Origin of the sequence: Pseudoclavibacter chungangensis, assembly GCF_013410545.1 — a bacterium.
GTDB lineage: Bacteria > Actinomycetota > Actinomycetes > Actinomycetales > Microbacteriaceae > Pseudoclavibacter > Pseudoclavibacter chungangensis.
In genome coordinates, this window is record NZ_JACCFV010000001.1 from 1,823,626 (window position 1) to 1,840,183 (window position 16,558).

Here is a 16,558-nt window from a genome sequence, read left to right on the forward strand (position 1 = left end):
GGAGGGCACATGGCGAGCGAGCCGGACCCGCTCGACGACGGCGACGACGGTCGCGACGAGTCGCCGAACGAGCGCTCCGACCGCAATTGGAGCGACCTCATGCAGGAGTTGCGGGTGCTGCAGACGGGCACCCAGATTCTCACGGGGTTCCTGCTCACCCTGCCGTTCCAGGCGCGGTTCCCGCAGATCGGCACGTTCGACCATGTGCTCTACCTCGTGCTGCTCGTGCTCGCGGTCACCGTGAGCGTGCTCGCGCTCGCGCCCGTGATGATGCACCGGTTGCTGTTCGGCACGCGCGTGAAACCGGCCCTCGTTCGCGTCTCGGGGAGGATCCTCGTCGCATGTCTCGTCGCGACGTCCGTGCTCGTGATCGGCATCGTCCAGTTCGTGTTCGACATCGTGGCGAGCCCGCAACTCGGCATGCTGGCGGCCGGCGTCGTCACGGCGATCGTGCTCGCCCTGTGGATCGTCGGCCCGCGCGTCGTCCGCTCGGCGCAGCGCCGCATGACGCCGTGACGTCGGGGGCCGGCGCGCGAGATGCGCGGGCGCGGACGCGGCACCGCTTCGCGGTCGCGGGCGACCGTCGCGGCGCACGGCGCGTCCCGGACGTCCGCTTCGCGACGCTGCCGCTCTCGGCCGCCGACCGGGTGCGCGCGCTCGAGGCCGCGACCCCGAGCGAGGCCGAGCGCTATCGCCGCACGGGCTCCGACGGCTTCCTGCTCGGCCGGCTGCTCGTGCACGAGATCATCGTCGCGCGGACGGGCGTCGACCGTCCCATCCGTGCCGCGTGCGCGACGTGCGGTGAGGAGCACGGCCGGCCCGTCGTCGCAGAGCTCTGCCCGCCCGGGCCCGGAGCGACGGCGCCCGGCGCGACCGGGCTCGACGTGACCCGGCTCGACGTGGCCCGGCTCGACGTGCCGCCGCTCGACGCGAGCGACCCGGGCGTGACCGGGCTCGGCGTGAGCATCGCGCACGCCGGGTCGCTCGTCGTCGTCGCCGTCGGCGCCGGCCGCGTGGGGATCGACGCGGAACGCGCGGGCGCGACGATCCCGCGGGATTTCGCGCGCGACGTGCGCGGCTGGACGCGCCTCGAGGCCGTCCTCAAGGCGGACGGCCGCGGATTCGACGCGGACCCGGCCCGTGCGCGGATCGGGCGCACGACGGGCACCCTCGACGGGATCCGCTACGCGCTCGCCGACATCGCGACCGTCCCGGGCGTCGTCACCTCGGTAGCGTGGGAAGCTCCACCGCGCCGAGCCACGCGTCGAACAGGTCGTCGAGGGGGCGCACGCTGAACGCGGCCGCGAGCACCCGGAACTCCGAGGTCGTCGCGGTCCCGTGCGAGCGCTGCGCCGTCCAGGTACGCAGGAGCTCGAAGAACCGCTCATCGCCTATCCGACGACGCAGCGCGTGCAGCGTGAGGGCGCCGCGCTTGTAGACCCAGTCGTCGAACATCCGGGCGGCCCCGGGGTCGATGAGCGGCGCCGGTTGTGTCGTGCGCGCGAGGATCGCGTGGTGCGTGCGGGCGAGCGAGGCCGCCGAGGGGCCGCCACGATGCTCCGACCAGAGCCACTCGCTGTAGCACGCGAAGCCCTCGTTGAGCCAGATGTCGCTCCACCGAGCGAGGCCCACGCTGTTACCGAACCACTGGTGCGCGAGCTCGTGGGCGACGAGCCGCTCCGAGCCGCCCTTGCCGTCCGCGTGATTCGACCCGAAGGTGGCGCCGCCCTGCGATTCGAGCGGGATCTCGAGCTCGTCCTCCGTCACGACGACCGTGTAGCTCGGGAAGGGGTAGGGCCCGAAGCACTCGCTGAAGAACGCCATCATGCGCCCGAGCTTCCCGAAGTCCGCACGAACGCGACCGCGGAGGGCCCGCGGGTGCACGAGCGAGCCGCGCACGCCGGCGAGGTCGATCCGCTCGATCTCGTAGCGGCCGATCTCCACCGTCGCGAGGTAGGTGGACGTCGGCTCGCGCTGCACGTAGCGCCACTGGGTCGTGCCGGAGGCGGTGCGCTTGTCGACGAGCTCGCCGTTGCAGACGACCGTGTAGGCGTGATCGGTCCGGAAGCGGATGTCGTACTGCGCCTTGTCGTCGACGCGATCGTTGCAGGGGAACCAGGTCGACGCACCGGAGGGCTGCGAGGCGACGAGCACCCCGTCGGTGAGCTCTTCCCAGCCGAGCTGCCCCCAGCGGCTCCGACGCGGTCCCGGTGCGCCCGCGTAGTCGATCGTCACGGTGAACGCGTTCCCTGCGGGGATCGGACGACGCGGCTTCAGTTTCAGCTTGTGGCCCGTGTGCGTCGCGCGGCCGATCTTCTGACCGTCGACGAGGACACGTCCGACGCGGAGGTTCGAGAGGTCGAGGGTGATGACGGGGAGCGTCGCGAACGCGGTCGCCTGGATGGTCGCCGTGCCCTCGAGACGATTGTTCGCGACCTTGTAGCGCAGGTCGAGCTCGTAGCGGTCGACGCCGTAGCCGTCGTCACCGTTCGTGCGGAGGTACGGGTCCGTCATCGGGCCGTCGCGTGGTATTCGCCGAGCGTGAGCTCGCGCCACGGGCCGATCGGGTTCCCGCTCCACCGGCTCCCGGCCGGCACGACCTCGCCGCGCATCACGAGGGATGCCGGCCCGACGGTCGCGTCGCCCCCGATGCGCGCCGCGGGCAGGATGACACTGTGCGGCCCGAGGGTCGCACCGCGGTCGAGCGTCACGGTGTCCATGCTCATGATTCGATCATGGAACAGGTGCGTCTGCACGACACACCCGCGGTTCACGGTCGCGCCGTCGGCGAGCGAGGCGAGATCTGGCTCCGGCAGCCAGTACGTCTCGCACCACACACCGCGACCGATGCGCACGCCGAGCGTCCGCAGCCACACGACGAGCGCGGGCGTGCCGGCCGCGGCCTGCGCGAACCAGGGCGCGGCGACCATCTCGACGAACGTGTCGCTCACCTCGGTGCGCCACACGAACGACGACCACAGGGGGTGCTCCCCCGCGCGGATGCGGCCGACGAGCAGCCACTTCGCGATCGTGCTCACGGCCGCCGCGACGGCCCCGGCCGCGAGCAGGACGAGCCCACTCAGGAGGACGGCGACGAGCGGACCGAATGCGGCCGTCAACGCAACGAGCGCGATCACGACGCCGAGGCCGATCCCGACGGTGACGAACACGGGCACGACGCGGCACAGCTCCCAGAGGATGCGTGCGACGCGCAGGTGGGCGGGTGGGTTGAACGTGCGCGAGTCGTCGGTCTCGTTCGCCGTGCGGCGGAGGCGGACGGGCGGCGAGCCGAGCCAGCTCGAGCCCGCCTTCGACTTGCGCGGCGCGACGGACAGGACGGCGACGAGCGAGTCCTTGCGCACTTTGTGCCCCGGTGCGGCCATACCGGAGTTGCCGAGGAACGCCCGCTTGCCGATCTCGACGTGACCGACGCGGATCCAGCCGCCACCGAGTTCGTAGGAGGCGACCATCGTGTCGTCCGCGAGGAACGCGCCGTCGCGGATCGTGGTCATGCACGGCAGGAGCAGGACGGTGGACGCCTCGACGCCGACGCCGACACGGGCGCCCAGCATGCGGAGCCACACGGGGGTGAAGAGGCTCGAGTACAGCGGGAAGAGGAACGTGCGCGCGAGGTCGAGCAATCGTTCCGTCGTCCACACCTGCCAGCCGACGCGCGAACGCACGGGGTACTGGCCCTCGCGGACGCCGATCGAGAGCAGCCGGACGAGGAGGACGACGGCGCCCGCGAACACGATCCCGACGACGAGCGTCGCGGGCACGAGCGCCGCGAACGAACGCCACGCGGCCTCGACGAGATCGGCCGAGCCGTGCATGGCGAGCGCGACGACGGCGCCGCCCGCCGCGAGCGCGATGACGGGAAGCAGCGAGAGCGCGAACGACGACGCGCCGAACGCGACGACCCATCGGCTCGCACGCGGCGGGCGCCGTTCGGGCCACCACGCCTTCGCCTTCCCCTCGCGTTGCGCGGGTGACCCCGCCCAGTACGTGCCGGAGCGGACCTTGCCGAACACGGCGGATCCGGGCGCGATCTCGGCGTGCTTGCCGATCCGGGTGCCCGGCAGGAGCGTGCTGCGCGCGCCGACCGAGGCGTGGGCCCCGATGCGCACCGCGCCGACGCGCACGAGGTCACCGTCGATCCAGTAGCCGGACAGATCGACCTCGGGCTCGACGGACGCGCCACGGCCGATGCTGAGCATGCCGGTCACGGGCGGGAGCGTGTGCAGATCGACGTCGGGCGCGATCTTGGCGCCGAGCGCGCGGGCGTAGTAGATGATCCAGGGCGCGCCGGCGAGGCTCACCGCGCCGACGAGGTGCGCCGCCTGCTCGGCGAGCCACAGCCGGAGGTGCACGCTGCCACCACGCGGGTAGTCACCAGGACGCAACCCGGCGAGGAGCGTGCGTGCCGCGAGGACCGAGATGCCCATGCGTCCGAAGGGGGTCGCGAACACGACGATGCCCACGACGAGCAGCCACAGGTCGATGACGGGCAGGAACGAGAAGCCGCCGATCCAGTGGAGCAGCTGGTTCGCGGCGAGCGCGGCGAGGAGCCAGCGCACCCCGCTCAGGACGAACAGCGGTGCGCCGAGGAGCGTCTGCCAGAACTGCATCCGGCGCGGCGTGGGGGCGATGACGTGGGCGCTGCGCGTGCTCGGTTCCTCGGCGTCCCGCGCGTCGAGGGCGTCCGCCATGGCACCGAGTCGCGGGTGCGCGTAGATGTCGGCGACCGTGAACTCGGGGTCGCGTTCGCGGATGCGCGCGACGAGCTGGGCGGCGGAGAGCGATCCTCCACCGAGATCGAAGAAGTTCGCCGAGGGGTCGCCGACGGGCACGCCGAGCACGTCCTGCCACAGGGCAGCGAGCTCGCGCAGTTCGGGATCGAGATCCGCCGCGGCGTCGTCACCGTCCCCCGAGGGCAGCGGCCACGGCAGCGCGTTCTTGTCGACCTTGCCCGACACGCGCGTCGGGAGCTCGTCCACGAGCGCGAGCATCGGCACGAGCGCGGCGGGCAGCTCCTCGCGCAGACGCGCGACGGCGGCCGGGAGGTCGAACTCGGGTGTCGCCGCGAGATAACCGACGAGCACCTGATTGCCCGCGGCGGTCGTCCGCACCGCGGCGGCGGCGCCGCGCACGTCGGGGAGCGCCTGCAGGGTCGACTCGATCTCGCCCAGTTCGATGCGGCGGCCGCCGACCTTCACCTGGTCGTCGGCGCGGCCCTGGAACACGAGCCCCGCCGCCTCGTACCGCACGAGGTCACCCGATCGGTAGGCGCGCGCCCACTCGAGCGAGGGCATCGGCGCGTACTTCTCGGCGTCCTTCGCGGGGTCGAGGTAGCGTGCCAGGCCGACGCCACCGATGATGAGTTCCCCGACCTCGCCCTCCGCGACGCGGTTCCCGTCGGCGTCGACGACCGCGAGATCCCACCCGTCGAGGGGGAGCCCGATCCGGACCGGCGTCGAGCCGTCCATCTTCGCCGCGCACGCCACGACCGTCGCCTCGGTCGGACCGTACGTGTTCCAGACCTCGCGACCGTCGACCGCGAGCCGTTCCGCGAGTTCGGGCGGGCACGCCTCGCCGCCGAAGATGAGCAGTCGGACGTTCTCGAGCGATTCGGCGGGCCACAGCGCGGCGAGCGTGGGCACGGTCGACACGACGGTGATGCCGCGCGACGTCAGCCAGGGGCCGAGGTCCATGCCGCTGCGCACGAGCGCACGCGGCGCCGGAACGAGGCACGCACCGTTGCGCCACGCGAGCCACATCTCCTCGCACGACGCGTCGAATGCGACCGAGAGTCCCGCGAGCACCCGGTCACCCTCACCGAGCGGCTCGTCGGCGAGGAACATGCGGGCCTCCGCGTCGACGAACGCGGCGGCGGAACGGTGCGAGACGGCGACCCCCTTGGGGACGCCCGTCGAGCCCGAGGTGAAGATGATCCAGACGTCGTCGTCGACGCGCGGCGGCGAGACGACGGGCGTCGCCGAGGTGAGCGCGGGCGCCGTTGCCCGGTTGCCGCGGAAGAGCGGCACGGGAACACCGCGGGAATCGGGTCCGTCCCACGGCGTGAAGTTCCCGTCGGCGGTGACGACCCCGCGGACCGCCGCCTCGCCGAACACGAGCGTCGCGCGCTCCTCGGGGTCGTCGGCGTCGACCGGCACGTACGCCGCGCCCGCCGCGATGACCGCGAGGATCGTGACGTACAGCTCGCGCGTCCCGGAGGTCATGCGCACGCCGACACGGTCGCCGCGACGGACGCCGGCCTCGGTGAGCCGGGCCGCGGTCGCGGTGACGAGCGCGAGCAGTTCGCGGTAGCTGAGCGCACCCCGACCGTCGTCGAGGGCCGATGCATCCGGGTGGCGGTGAGCCGTCTCGCGGAGCACGTCGAGCATCGTGCGCGGCGGCGCGGCGCGGTCACCGCGGGAGAGCACGTCGATCTGGGAGGTGGCGTTCATCGGATTCAGCATCGTATCGACGGGTGAACGATTGGGGCACCCGCCGCTCCGAGAACGGCCCGGCCGCCTCGACACATAGCCGATACCGAACTCCGCCAAAGCGCGCTGCTCGGAACGTCGGACACGCTGATCGGACCAACCCACCAGTCGAGAGGTGACCGCACATGATCCGCATCCCGGAGCCCGAACACACGCCGAAGGGCCCCGCCTACGAGGGGCGCCTCCTCGATCATCCGGACGAGGAGGTCGTCGACCAGGGGGCGTCGTTCGATCTGCGCACGCTCGTGAGCAGGCGTGCCGTGCTCGGCCTCGTCGGTGCCGGGATCGGCACCGTGACGCTCGCGGCCTGCACCCCGGCGGGCTCGCAGGCGACGACCGGCACATCGACCGCCACGGCCGCGGCGACGACTCCCGGCGCGACGACGACCGCGACGCTGCCCGGTGCCGAGATCCCCGACGAGACCGCGGGCCCGTACCCGGGCGACGGCTCGAACGGGCCGGACGTACTCGAGGAGTCGGGCATCATCCGTTCCGACATCCGTCAGAGTCTCGACGGCGGCACCACGGCCGAGGGCGTGCCGCTCACGTTCTCGTTCACGATCACCGACATGGCGAACGGCGACGTGCCGTTCGAGGGCGTGGCCGTGTACGCGTGGCACTGCGACGCGCAGGGCCGGTACTCGATGTACTCGGAGGGCATCGAGAACGAGACCTACCTGCGCGGCGTCCAGGTCGCGGACGCGACGGGGACGGTCTCGTTCACGTCGATCTTCCCGGCCTGCTACTCGGGCCGCTGGCCCCACATCCACTTCGAGGTGTACCCCGACGCGGCCTCGATCACCGACACCGCGAACGTCATCGCGACGTCGCAGATGGCGCTCCCCCAGGCGGCGTGCGACGCCGTCTACGCGGACGCGGCCTACAGCGGCTCCGTCCAGAACCTCGCGGGCGTCACGCTCGAGACCGACAACGTGTTCGGCGAGGACGGTGGTGCGCTCCAGCTCGCGACCGTGAGCGGGGACACGTCCTCGGGCTACCTCGCATCGCTCACCGTGCGGGTCGACACGACGACCGAGCCGACCGGCGGCGGCGTCCCGGAGGGCGGCGGTCAGGGCGGCCCCGGCGCGCCCGACGGTGGCCAGGGCGGCCCGGGCGCGCCCGGCAACTGACGCACCGCACGCCTCGTCCCCCACCTCCCCCGACTCCAGACCAGGGGCGGCCCGACCGACGGGCCGGCCCACGAACGAACGGAACCTCCATGCTGCAGAACCTCACGGGCTGGCACGCCCTCATCATCGTCGCGCTCGTCCTGCTCCTCTTCGGCGCCACGAAACTCCCCGCCCTCGCCCGGAGCGTGGGCCAATCGGTCCGGATCCTCCGGACCGAGGCCGCGCAGGCGCGCGAGGAGGACGGTGCCGAGACGGTACCGTCCGATGCCGCGGAGGCCCGAGCCGACGACGTCGCGGCCCATCGGTCGCAGGCGGCCCGGCGCGACGGCGAGCCGTCCCGGCCCACGACCACGACCACGTCCGAGACCGCGCACACCCCGCGCGCGGTGTCGTGAGTACGCCCACGACGACGGGGCGGGTCGCGCGCGAGCGGCCCGCTCCGGCGGCGGGGCGCATGCCGGTCTCGGGCCACCTCCGCGAGGCGAAGCGGCGCGCGACGCGCATCGCCGTCGCGCTCGTCATCGGGATCGTCCTCGGCTTCGTCGTCTCGGGGTCCGTCCTCGACCTGCTGCGCGCACCCGTCCTGGAGCTCGCGGCGAGCCGCGCGGCGAGTCTCAACTACGACACCGTGACGGCCGCGTTCGACCTTCGCGTGCGGATCGCGGTCGTGATCGGCATCGTGGTCGCGATCCCCGTGGCCCTCATCGAGGCCTACCGCTTCGCGGCGCCCGGCCTCACACGCCGCGAGCGCCGTGCCTCGCTCGGCGTGCTCGCCTCGGCCGGTCCCCTGTTCGTGCTCGGTGCCGCGACGGGGCTCGCCCTCTTCCCCCGCCTCGTCACCGTGCTCACGAGCTTCGCGGGCGAGACCGACAGTTCGCTCCTGCAGGCGGACGCCTACGTCGACTTCGTCCTCAAGACCGTCGTCGTCACGGGCATCGCGTTCGTCCTGCCCGTCGCGCTCGTCGTCCTCAACGCGGCGGGCGTGCTGCCGGCCCGGACGATCGCCCGCAGCTGGCGGGTCGTCGTCGTCCTCATCGCGCTCGTCGCCGCGATCGTGACGCCCGCGGCCGATGTGCTGTCGATGTTCCTCGTCGCGCTGCCGCTCGCGGCGCTCTTCGGCATCGCGCTCGGGATCACGGCGCTCGCCGACCGACGCCGCGCCCGCGCGCTCGAGCGCGCACCGCTCATCGAACCCCGCCCCGAACCCCTGTCCGTGTCCGCCGGCCCGACCGCGCCCCTCGCCGCGGACGGGCACCACATCACCGATGGGAGTCGATCGTGTTCGGACTGACCGTCGAGAAACTCGTCGTCATCGCCCTGCTGGCCGCGTTCGTGATCGGCCCGTCACGATTGCCCGCCTACGCCCACACGCTCGCGACGCTCGTCCGTCGAGGGCGCGCGCTCGTCGAGGCGGCGAAGGCCGATGCGGAGGACCTGGCGGGCGTCGACCTGTCCGCCGACCAGTGGGAACGGCTCGACGTGCGCCGATACGACCCGCGGCGCATCGTACGCGAGGCACTCGGCGACACCGGTGCGACACCCGCGTCGCGCTCGCCCCGGAGCACGCCGGAGACGCCCACGAGCACACCCGAGAAGCCCGGGAACACGCTCGATGAGCCCGGGAACACGCTCGAGAACCCCGCGAGCTCGCTCGAGAAGCGGACGGCTCCCGCGATTCCCTCCGAGCCCCCCGCGAGCGAGTCGTCGAGCGTGCCGTCGAGTGCCGTCGTGCGACCCGTGTATCGGGTCACGGGCACCTCGGGCCATCCGCGCCGCCGCATCGTGCCCCAGGACCCCGCACGGGCGACCGAGCGGGCACCCGTCGGTGCGCCGAGCGAGGCACGTGAGCGGTCGGCACCGGAACCGCTGCGGGCGCAGGCCGTGGACGCCGCGGGCTGACGCCGGTCGGCGGAGCCGCACGAGGGTCGGGGCCCTGCCGCATCGGTGCGCTCGGGCGTGGCGTTCCTGTTGCTTCCATCGTACCGCCGGGCCGGGGGCTTGCGGCAAGCCCCCGGTCGTGGTGCAGGATCGAGCCTCTCGTCCCCCGGCCCGAGGAGCAGCTCACGCGTGTCCGACCCCGATCAGCCCACACCCGACCACCGCGCCCCGTCCCCCTACCTCGGGCTCCCCGAACGACGCGGGGCCAAGGCCGATCCCGCGCTCGTGACCGATGACCTCGAGCGGTTCGCCGCGATCGACCGCGCCATCGACGCGGATCGGGCACGGCTGCGCGCGCGCCTCGACCGCGCGAGGCGGGACCCCGCGCGGGACGGGCAGGAGGCGCTCGACCGCGACCTCGAGGTCCGTCGGACGAGCGCGCAACTCGCTGTCCTCGGCCGCTTCGGGGTCGACGCGTGCCTCGGGCGCATGGTGCCCGCGGACGGCGGGACGCCCGTCTACATCGGTCGCGCGGGGCTCCGGGACGCGGACGGGCACACCCTCCTCGTCGACTGGCGCACGCCCGCGGCCGCACCGTTCTTCGCGGCGACCCCGGGTGCCCCGATGGGTCTCGCGAGTCGGCGTCGCTACCGATGGGCGAACGGCCGCGTCGTCGACTACTGGGACGAGCGCCTCGATCCCGATGCCGCCGTGGGCGCGCTCGCCCCCGACGAGCAGTCGGCGTTCATCGCGAGCCTCGGCGAGGCACGGACGCCGCGCATGCGCGACGTGCTCGCGACGATCAGCACCGAGCAGGACGCCGTCATGCGTGCACCGTCCCCGGGCGCGCTCGTCGTCGACGGCGGCCCGGGCACGGGCAAGACCGTCGTCGCCCTGCACCGAGCCGCCTACCTGCGCTACGCCGACCCCCTCCTCGGCAGCGGCCGCGGCGGCGTCCTCGTCGTCGGGCCGAGCGAGCCGTACCTCGCCTACGTCGCGGACGTCCTCCCGGGGCTCGGCGAGGAGGGCGTGCGCACGTGCACGCTCACCGATCTCGTGCCCGAGGGCCGCGACGCCGGTGCGGAGGAGGATGCACGGGTGGCGGACCTCAAGGCGAGCGCGACCCTCGCGGACGCGATCGAGCCCGCCGTCCGCTGGTACGAGCGCGCTCCCGAGCGTCCCGTCGTCGTCGACACGCCCTGGCTGCGCCTCGTCGTCGAGGAGGCCGATTGGCTCGAGGCATTCGATGCGGTCGAACCCGGAACGGCGCACAACGACGCCCGGCTGACGGTCTGGGAGGCGCTCGTCGACCACCTCGTGGAGCGCGCGGACGTCGGCGAGGTGTCGCCCTCGCAGCTGCGTCGCGCGCTGCGCGCGAACGACGAGCTGGTTCGTGCGTTCGATCGTGCCTGGCCGGTGCTCGACGCGGCGGGCGTCGTCGCCGATCTCTACACGACCCCCGCCTACCTGCGGATGTGCGCCCCCGGATTGCGCGACGACGAGGTGCTCGCGCTCCGGCGCCCCGACGGCCGCGCCTGGACACGTGCCGACCTCCCCCTGCTCGACGCCGCGCACCGCCGGATCGGGGCGCGCGACGCGTCGCTCGTGCGCCGTCGCCGCGCGATCGCACTCGAGGCGCACGCCGAAGAGATGGACCGGGTCGTGGACGCCGCGATCGAGTCCGACGACGACGGCGAGGGGCTCGTGACGATGCTGCGCGGGGACGACGCGCGGTTCGCCCTCGTCGACGAGTCGACCCTGCCGGAGCTCCCGAGCGATCCGCTCGCGGGCCCGTTCGCGCACATCGTCGTCGACGAGGCGCAGGAGCTGAGCGATGCGGAGTGGCGCATGCTGCTGGAGCGGTGCCCGTCGGGCAGCTTCACGATCGTGGGCGATCGGGCCCAGGCCCGTTCCGGATTCCCCGAGTCGTGGGAGGAGCGGCTGCGTCGAGTGGGTGTCCGCGATGTCCGGGTCGCCGCGCTCCGACTCAACTATCGGACGCCCGCCGAGATCCTCGCGGAGGCGGCACCGGTGATCCGCGCCGCCGTGCCGGATGCGAACGTGCCCGAGTCGGTCCGTTCGACCGGCACGCCCGTCCGGACCGGCCGCACGCGGGACCGTGATCGCGTCCTCGACGCGTGGCGCCGGTCGTCCCCCGACGGGGTCGCGTGCGTCATCGGGGATGCGGGGTTCGAGGGGGACGACCGGGTGCGCTCGTTGTCCCCCGTCGACGCCAAGGGCCTCGAGTTCGACCTCGTCGTGCTCGTGGACCCGGATGCGTTCGGCGCGGGCGTCGCCGGGGCCGTCGACCGCTACGTCGCGATGACGCGAGCGACCCGCGAGCTCGTGATCCTCCGCTGACGGCCGCCCGGTGCCCGCGCCGCGCCCTCGGCCGGACGGCCTTCCGACCATCGTGAGCGGAGGAGCCGGACGAGGAGCAGCGCGGCCTTGACGGCCTCGGCGACGGCGAGCGCCCAGAAGACCCCGGCGACGCCGAGTCCCCACTGGCCCACGAGCAGCCACGAGGCGGGCAGGAGGACGAGCACGCTCGTCGCGATCGAGATCACCATGGGCACGACGACGTCGCCGGCCGAGCGCAGCGCGCCGTACACGACGGCCGTCACGGCGGACAGCGGCAGCAGGATCGCGCTCACGAACAGTCCGTCCCGCGCGAGCGTGACGACCTCGTCGCCGGCGCCGAACACGGCGAGCGCGGGCTCGGCGAGGAGGGCCAGGACGAGGGTGAGGAGTGCCGCGACGAGGGCGGTCCACCCCGCCGTCCGCAGGGTGCGCCGCTTCGCCGTCGCGCGATCGCGCGCACCGACGTCCCAGCCCACGATCGTCTCGTTGCCCTGCGCGAGCGCGAGGACGACGCCCGTGACGAGTGCCGTGAGCGTAAGCACGTAGGAGCGCGCGTTGATCGCATCGGTCCCGAGCGCGTTCACGAGCGTGACGACCGCGACGATCACGAGGTTGTAGGCGCCGTTCTCGAGCACCGACGGGATCGACAGTCGCGCCATCGCCGCCGCACCGGGCTCGCCGTCGGCCCGAGCAGGGAGACGTCCGAGGACGCTCGCCCCCGTGGCCCGGCGGACGAGGACCGCGAGGACGAGCACCCCGACGCCGCGGACGACGAGCGTCGGGAGCGCCGCCCCCACGGCGCCCCACTCGAGCACGAGCAGGAGGACCGCGAGCAGGGCGACGTCGAGCACGTTCACGACGATGCCGATGACGAGGAGCGCCGGCGTGCGGCCGTAGGCGCGCAGGACGGCGGACGCGGCCACGATGTACGCGTTGAACGCGAGCCCGCCCGCGACGATCCAGAGGTAGACGATCGCGTCGTCGGCCACCTCGGCGGGAGTGCCCACGAGGTCGACGAGGACGACCGCGCCGAGGGCGACGGCGAGCGCGAGGACGATCCCGAGGGCGCTGCTCGAGCGGAGCGCGATCGCCACCGAGCGGCGCGCGGCGTCGAGGCGCCCGGCACCGAGTTGCTGCGCGATGACGACGAGCGCACCGATCGAGAACAGCACGGACACGTCGTAGACGACGCCGAGGATCTGGTTCGCGGTCGCGACGGCCGCATTGAGCTCGGGCGATGCGGCGCTCAACAGCGCGACGTTCCCGAGCGTCGCGAGCAGCGTGAACACGGTGATCGCGAGCAGCGGCCAACTGAGCCGGAGGAGCCCCTTGCGCACGAAGGTGGGCGACGACATGGGACCTCCGGAGGTCAGGGTCCCCTCAGCCTATTGGGCACCCGACCGCGCACGGTCCCGGTTCAGAACCCCGCGCCACGCACCTCCCGGTGGTTCGCGTCCTGCTTCGACGCGTAACTCGAGCCGGTGACGTGGTCCACCCGCTCGTCGAACGCCTGCATGCCGACGACCTCCGCGCTCGTCTCCGTCTCGTGCCGGTGGCGCTTGTCGGTGTTGCGGTAGTACGTGTACATGATGAAGAAGAACACGGGCCCCGAGAGGAGGAACAGGAGCGGGACCCAGCTCCCGTCGTCCGAGGATCCGCTGGAGGACGCGAGTGCGATGCCGAGCGCGTGGGTGATGATCATGTCCGCCTCACCAGAGGATCAGGGCCGAGAGGCCGGCCGCGATGACGCCGAGCACTTCGGCGATGCCCGTGAAGACCCAGAGCCGCGTCATGTTGAGCGGGACCGAGCCCATCGTCTCGCCCGTGCGACCGTTGACGGCGATGTAGTGGAGGAGCTTGCGACCGCCCGACTTCTCCTCCTGGTAGCTGTAGAGCCACACGGGGAGGTACGCCGCGATCCACCGCTCCCCCATGATCTCGACGTCGCGCCGGTCCCAGCGCACACCGCGGTCGTAGAAGGAGATGGTGTCGAGGCTGCGGTACCGGCCGATGTCCTCCGTCTGCATCGCGGCGGGTTCGTAGAGCGCATCGACGTCGACGTCGCGACGCTGGGAGCTGAACCCCGCGAGGTAGTTCGCGTCGTAGACGACCGCGTTCTTCGTGTCGAACGGCATGATCGAGTTGATGATGTTGTTCGTGTTGCGTGATGCGTCCTGGTCGCGCTTGTCGGAGGCCGACTCGAGCGTCAGGTCGTCGACGTGGAGCGAGAACCGACGCCCGACGCGGTAGACGTCGTAGTCGAATCGGCGCTCCGTCTCGTCCTTGCCGACCGAGACGGTGTACGTCCGCGTCGTGTGCTCCCCCTCGCCCTCGAACGTCAGGTTCGCGTTGACGTCGACGATCATGTAGGGGAGGTAGACGCCGAGCACGTTCTCCGGGCTGAACTCGCGGATGAAGCGGCGGTTCGCGAAGAATCGACGCTTCTTGACGAATGCGCCGATCCGTTCGACGGCCGCGTCCTTCGGGAGCGAGAACGGGAGGACGACGTCGGGGACGGCACCGTTCGGCATCTGCTCGTTGATCGAGAGCGTGTTGCGACACCACGGACACCTGGCCTGCATCGCGTGGTTCGTGTCGATCGAGATCTCGGCACCGCACGCGGCGCACTTGAAGCTCACGACCTGGTCGGTGCCGGGCACGATGTTCTGTGAGCCGGATCCGATGACGCGCCCTCGCAGGTCGCCGATCGGGGTGTCGAGGTGGAACGCCTCGGTCGCGAGGGGGGTGCTCCACGCGTGACGGCAGAAGTGGCACACGAGCATGCCGCTCGGGATGTCGAGCTGGATGTCGCTCGATCCGCAGCTCGGGCACTTGCGGATTCCGTCGCCCGAGCCCGCGGCCGTGTCGATGACCGTGGGCCCGTCGTGCTGCTCGTACACGATGTCGGGTGCTTCGCCGGGCCCGTAGCCGGCCTCGCGCTCACGATCCCGGACGCGGTTCACGTCGTCCCACGTCGCGTCCTGGAACGCCTCGGGTGGCGTCACCTCGACCGCCTGATCGGCGGGGATCGGTTGCGGCGGGGGCGGGGCGCCCTGTGCGGCGCTCGCGGGGTCGGCGTACGGCTGCTGCACGGGCTGCTGCTGCACGTGCTGCTGTGCGGACGGCTGCTGACCCGGCCCCGGCGGCACCTGGCCGGGCGCGCCGTGGGGCTGCGACGGTTGCCCGTTCCACGGCGCCCCGGGCGGCACGCCCTGCCCGCCCGTGCCTCGATCGCTCACGATGTCGCCTACAGCCCGAGCGCCTTGGCCTTGGCCGCGTCGTAGTCGGCCTGCGTGATGAGCCCCTGGTCGAGCATCGTCTTGTACTGGGCGAGCTTCGCGATGGGGTCGTCACCGCCCTGTTGGGGCGCCTGGCCCTGCTGCGGTTGCTGATACTGCGGCTGGCCCTGCTGCGGTGCCTGCTCGTACTGCGGCTGGCCCTGCTGCGGCTGCTGATACTGCTGCGGCGGCACCTGCTGGTACGGCTGCTGTCCGGCGGGCTGCTGCAGGCCACCGGCGGCACCGGTCGCGGCGTTGAGGCCCATACCCATCATGGCGATGTTCGTCGCACCGCCACCGCTCTCGCCCGCCGCCTGCATGCCGCGTGCGACGGATTGCTGGAGGAAGGAGTTGCCGCGGTTGCCGCCGAGCGCGTCGGCCTTCTTCACGTCGGAGAGCAGCTGGCGCGTGTCCTCGTCGTACTCGATGGCCTGCAGCGCGACCTTCACGATCGTGAGCCCTCGGTCGCTCGTCCAGCGGTAGCCCTCTTCGACGGCGGCCGAGAGCGACTGGGCGAAGCCCATCGAGTCGCTCTGGATGCGCGCGATGCGGTTCCCCTTGCTCGGGTCGTTCGTGTACAGCGAGAACGCGGGTGCGAGGGCACTCACGACCTCGTTGAACAGCTGCGTCGCTGCATCGTTGTCGAGATCGGTGAAGTCGAACACGTGACCGCCGGGCTGCAGGTAGGTGAGCGGCACGAACTGGCTCGCGAACAGGATCGGGTCGACGATGCGGAGCGTGTAGGTGCCGCGCGTGATGGCCCCGACCTGTGCGCCGAGGTAGGCGTCGTCCCAGTAGATCTCGCTCTGGGTGCCGAAGCGGTTGTTCGGCAGCTCCCGCAGGTTCACGTAGAACACGAGCTGCTGGCTTCCGGGCTGCCCGCCGAATTTGAAGCGCTCCCACGAGGTCTTGATGAGGGGGCTCACGATGCCGTCGCCCGCGAAGACCGACTGCGAGTTCGGGTCGTCACTGCGCCACTCGTAGCCGCCCGGCTGCGCGATGAAGCCCGTGATGCGGCCGTCCTGGAACGTGAGCACGCCCGTGCCCTCGGGGACGACGATCTTGGAGCCGTTCGAGATGATGTTCTCGGAGCCGCGCACGTTGGAGCCGCGACCCGCGTTCTGGCCGGACGGGACGCCGGGGAAGATCGCCGCGGTCGGCGCGACCTGCGGCGGGACGATGAAGTCCTTCCACTGGTCGGCGAGGGTCCCACCGAGTGCTCCGACGAATGCCTGGATGAATCCCACGGTCCTGCTCCTTCGATCTGGGGCGAACCGAGCGGCACGTGCGCGCTCGGGTGGGCCGACGAGGGGTGCCCCGCAGCGTGGGGCCCTTCGCACCTCGGCACCTCATTCGACCACACGCGGCCCCCGTCGCCAATCATCTCGCGGCTGACACCCGGTCA

The 16,558-nt window shown here is 72.3% G+C and carries 13 protein-coding genes; 7 read left to right on the forward strand and 6 right to left on the reverse strand.

The genetic code is table 11. The annotated features are described in order from the left end of the window. Window positions 1-9: 9 nt before the first annotated feature. The gene (locus HNR16_RS08200; protein WP_158039536.1) at window positions 10-516 is read left to right on the forward strand and encodes a DUF6328 family protein; all 507 of its coding nucleotides are present in this window, start codon (window positions 10-12) and stop codon (window positions 514-516) included. After that, window positions 513-1,295, forward strand: coding sequence for a hypothetical protein (locus HNR16_RS08205; RefSeq protein ID WP_158039535.1), 783 nt, complete (start codon window positions 513-515; stop codon window positions 1,293-1,295). Before HNR16_RS08200 ends, HNR16_RS08205 begins: the two co-directional genes overlap by 4 nt. Here HNR16_RS08205 and HNR16_RS08210 read toward each other — a convergent pair. After that, the gene (locus HNR16_RS08210) at window positions 1,222-2,514 is read right to left on the reverse strand and encodes a M1 family metallopeptidase (RefSeq protein WP_158039534.1); all 1,293 of its coding nucleotides are present in this window, start codon (window positions 2,512-2,514) and stop codon (window positions 1,222-1,224) included. The two genes, HNR16_RS08205 and HNR16_RS08210, sit on opposite strands and share 74 nt — an antisense overlap. Further along, on the reverse strand, window positions 2,511-6,467 hold the full coding sequence (locus tag HNR16_RS08215; protein ID WP_158039533.1) for a Pls/PosA family non-ribosomal peptide synthetase: 3,957 nt from the start codon (window positions 6,465-6,467) through the stop codon (window positions 2,511-2,513). Before HNR16_RS08215 ends, HNR16_RS08210 begins: the two co-directional genes overlap by 4 nt. A gap of 164 nt (window positions 6,468-6,631) precedes the next feature. On the opposite strand from HNR16_RS08215, the gene HNR16_RS08220 reads away from it, so the two are divergent. The 5 genes from HNR16_RS08220 to helR all read left to right on the forward strand — a co-directional run bounded on the left by HNR16_RS08220 (window position 6,632) and on the right by helR (window position 11,875). Then, window positions 6,632-7,636, forward strand: coding sequence for an intradiol ring-cleavage dioxygenase (locus HNR16_RS08220; RefSeq protein WP_158039532.1), 1,005 nt, complete (start codon window positions 6,632-6,634; stop codon window positions 7,634-7,636). A gap of 89 nt (window positions 7,637-7,725) precedes the next feature. Continuing rightward, window positions 7,726-8,031 carry a Sec-independent protein translocase subunit TatA/TatB gene (locus HNR16_RS08225; protein ID WP_158039531.1) on the forward strand — a complete coding sequence of 102 codons (306 nt, stop codon included), beginning with the start codon at window positions 7,726-7,728 and terminating at the stop codon, window positions 8,029-8,031. Next, window positions 8,028-8,927, forward strand: coding sequence for a twin-arginine translocase subunit TatC (gene tatC / locus HNR16_RS08230; protein ID WP_225737759.1), 900 nt, complete (start codon window positions 8,028-8,030; stop codon window positions 8,925-8,927). The genes HNR16_RS08225 and tatC overlap by 4 nt, the downstream gene beginning before the upstream one ends. Then, window positions 8,915-9,535 carry a twin-arginine translocase TatA/TatE family subunit gene (locus tag HNR16_RS08235; protein WP_158039530.1) on the forward strand — a complete coding sequence of 207 codons (621 nt, stop codon included), beginning with the start codon at window positions 8,915-8,917 and terminating at the stop codon, window positions 9,533-9,535. The genes tatC and HNR16_RS08235 overlap by 13 nt, the downstream gene beginning before the upstream one ends. A gap of 168 nt (window positions 9,536-9,703) precedes the next feature. Then, window positions 9,704-11,875, forward strand: a complete 2,172-nt coding sequence (gene helR / locus HNR16_RS08240) for an RNA polymerase recycling motor ATPase HelR (RefSeq protein WP_158039529.1) — start codon at window positions 9,704-9,706, stop codon at window positions 11,873-11,875. On the opposite strand, the gene HNR16_RS08245 is transcribed toward helR, so the two are convergent. From HNR16_RS08245 to HNR16_RS08260, 4 genes are all read right to left on the reverse strand, one after another. Continuing rightward, a complete protein-coding gene (locus HNR16_RS08245) occupies window positions 11,827-13,230 on the reverse strand; it encodes an MATE family efflux transporter (RefSeq protein ID WP_158039528.1) in 1,404 nt (467 codons plus the stop codon). The two genes, helR and HNR16_RS08245, sit on opposite strands and share 49 nt — an antisense overlap. A gap of 62 nt (window positions 13,231-13,292) precedes the next feature. After that, window positions 13,293-13,577: a growth/differentiation factor gene (locus HNR16_RS08250; protein ID WP_158039527.1), complete on the reverse strand. Its 285-nt coding sequence runs from the start codon at window positions 13,575-13,577 to the stop codon at window positions 13,293-13,295. A gap of 7 nt (window positions 13,578-13,584) precedes the next feature. Continuing rightward, entirely contained in the window at window positions 13,585-15,114 is a 1,530-nt protein-coding gene (locus HNR16_RS08255; protein ID WP_218868410.1) for a TFIIB-type zinc ribbon-containing protein, read from the reverse strand. A gap of 8 nt (window positions 15,115-15,122) precedes the next feature. Beyond that, window positions 15,123-16,400 carry an SPFH domain-containing protein gene (locus tag HNR16_RS08260; RefSeq protein WP_158039526.1) on the reverse strand — a complete coding sequence of 426 codons (1,278 nt, stop codon included), beginning with the start codon at window positions 16,398-16,400 and terminating at the stop codon, window positions 15,123-15,125. Window positions 16,401-16,558 lie beyond the last annotated feature (158 nt).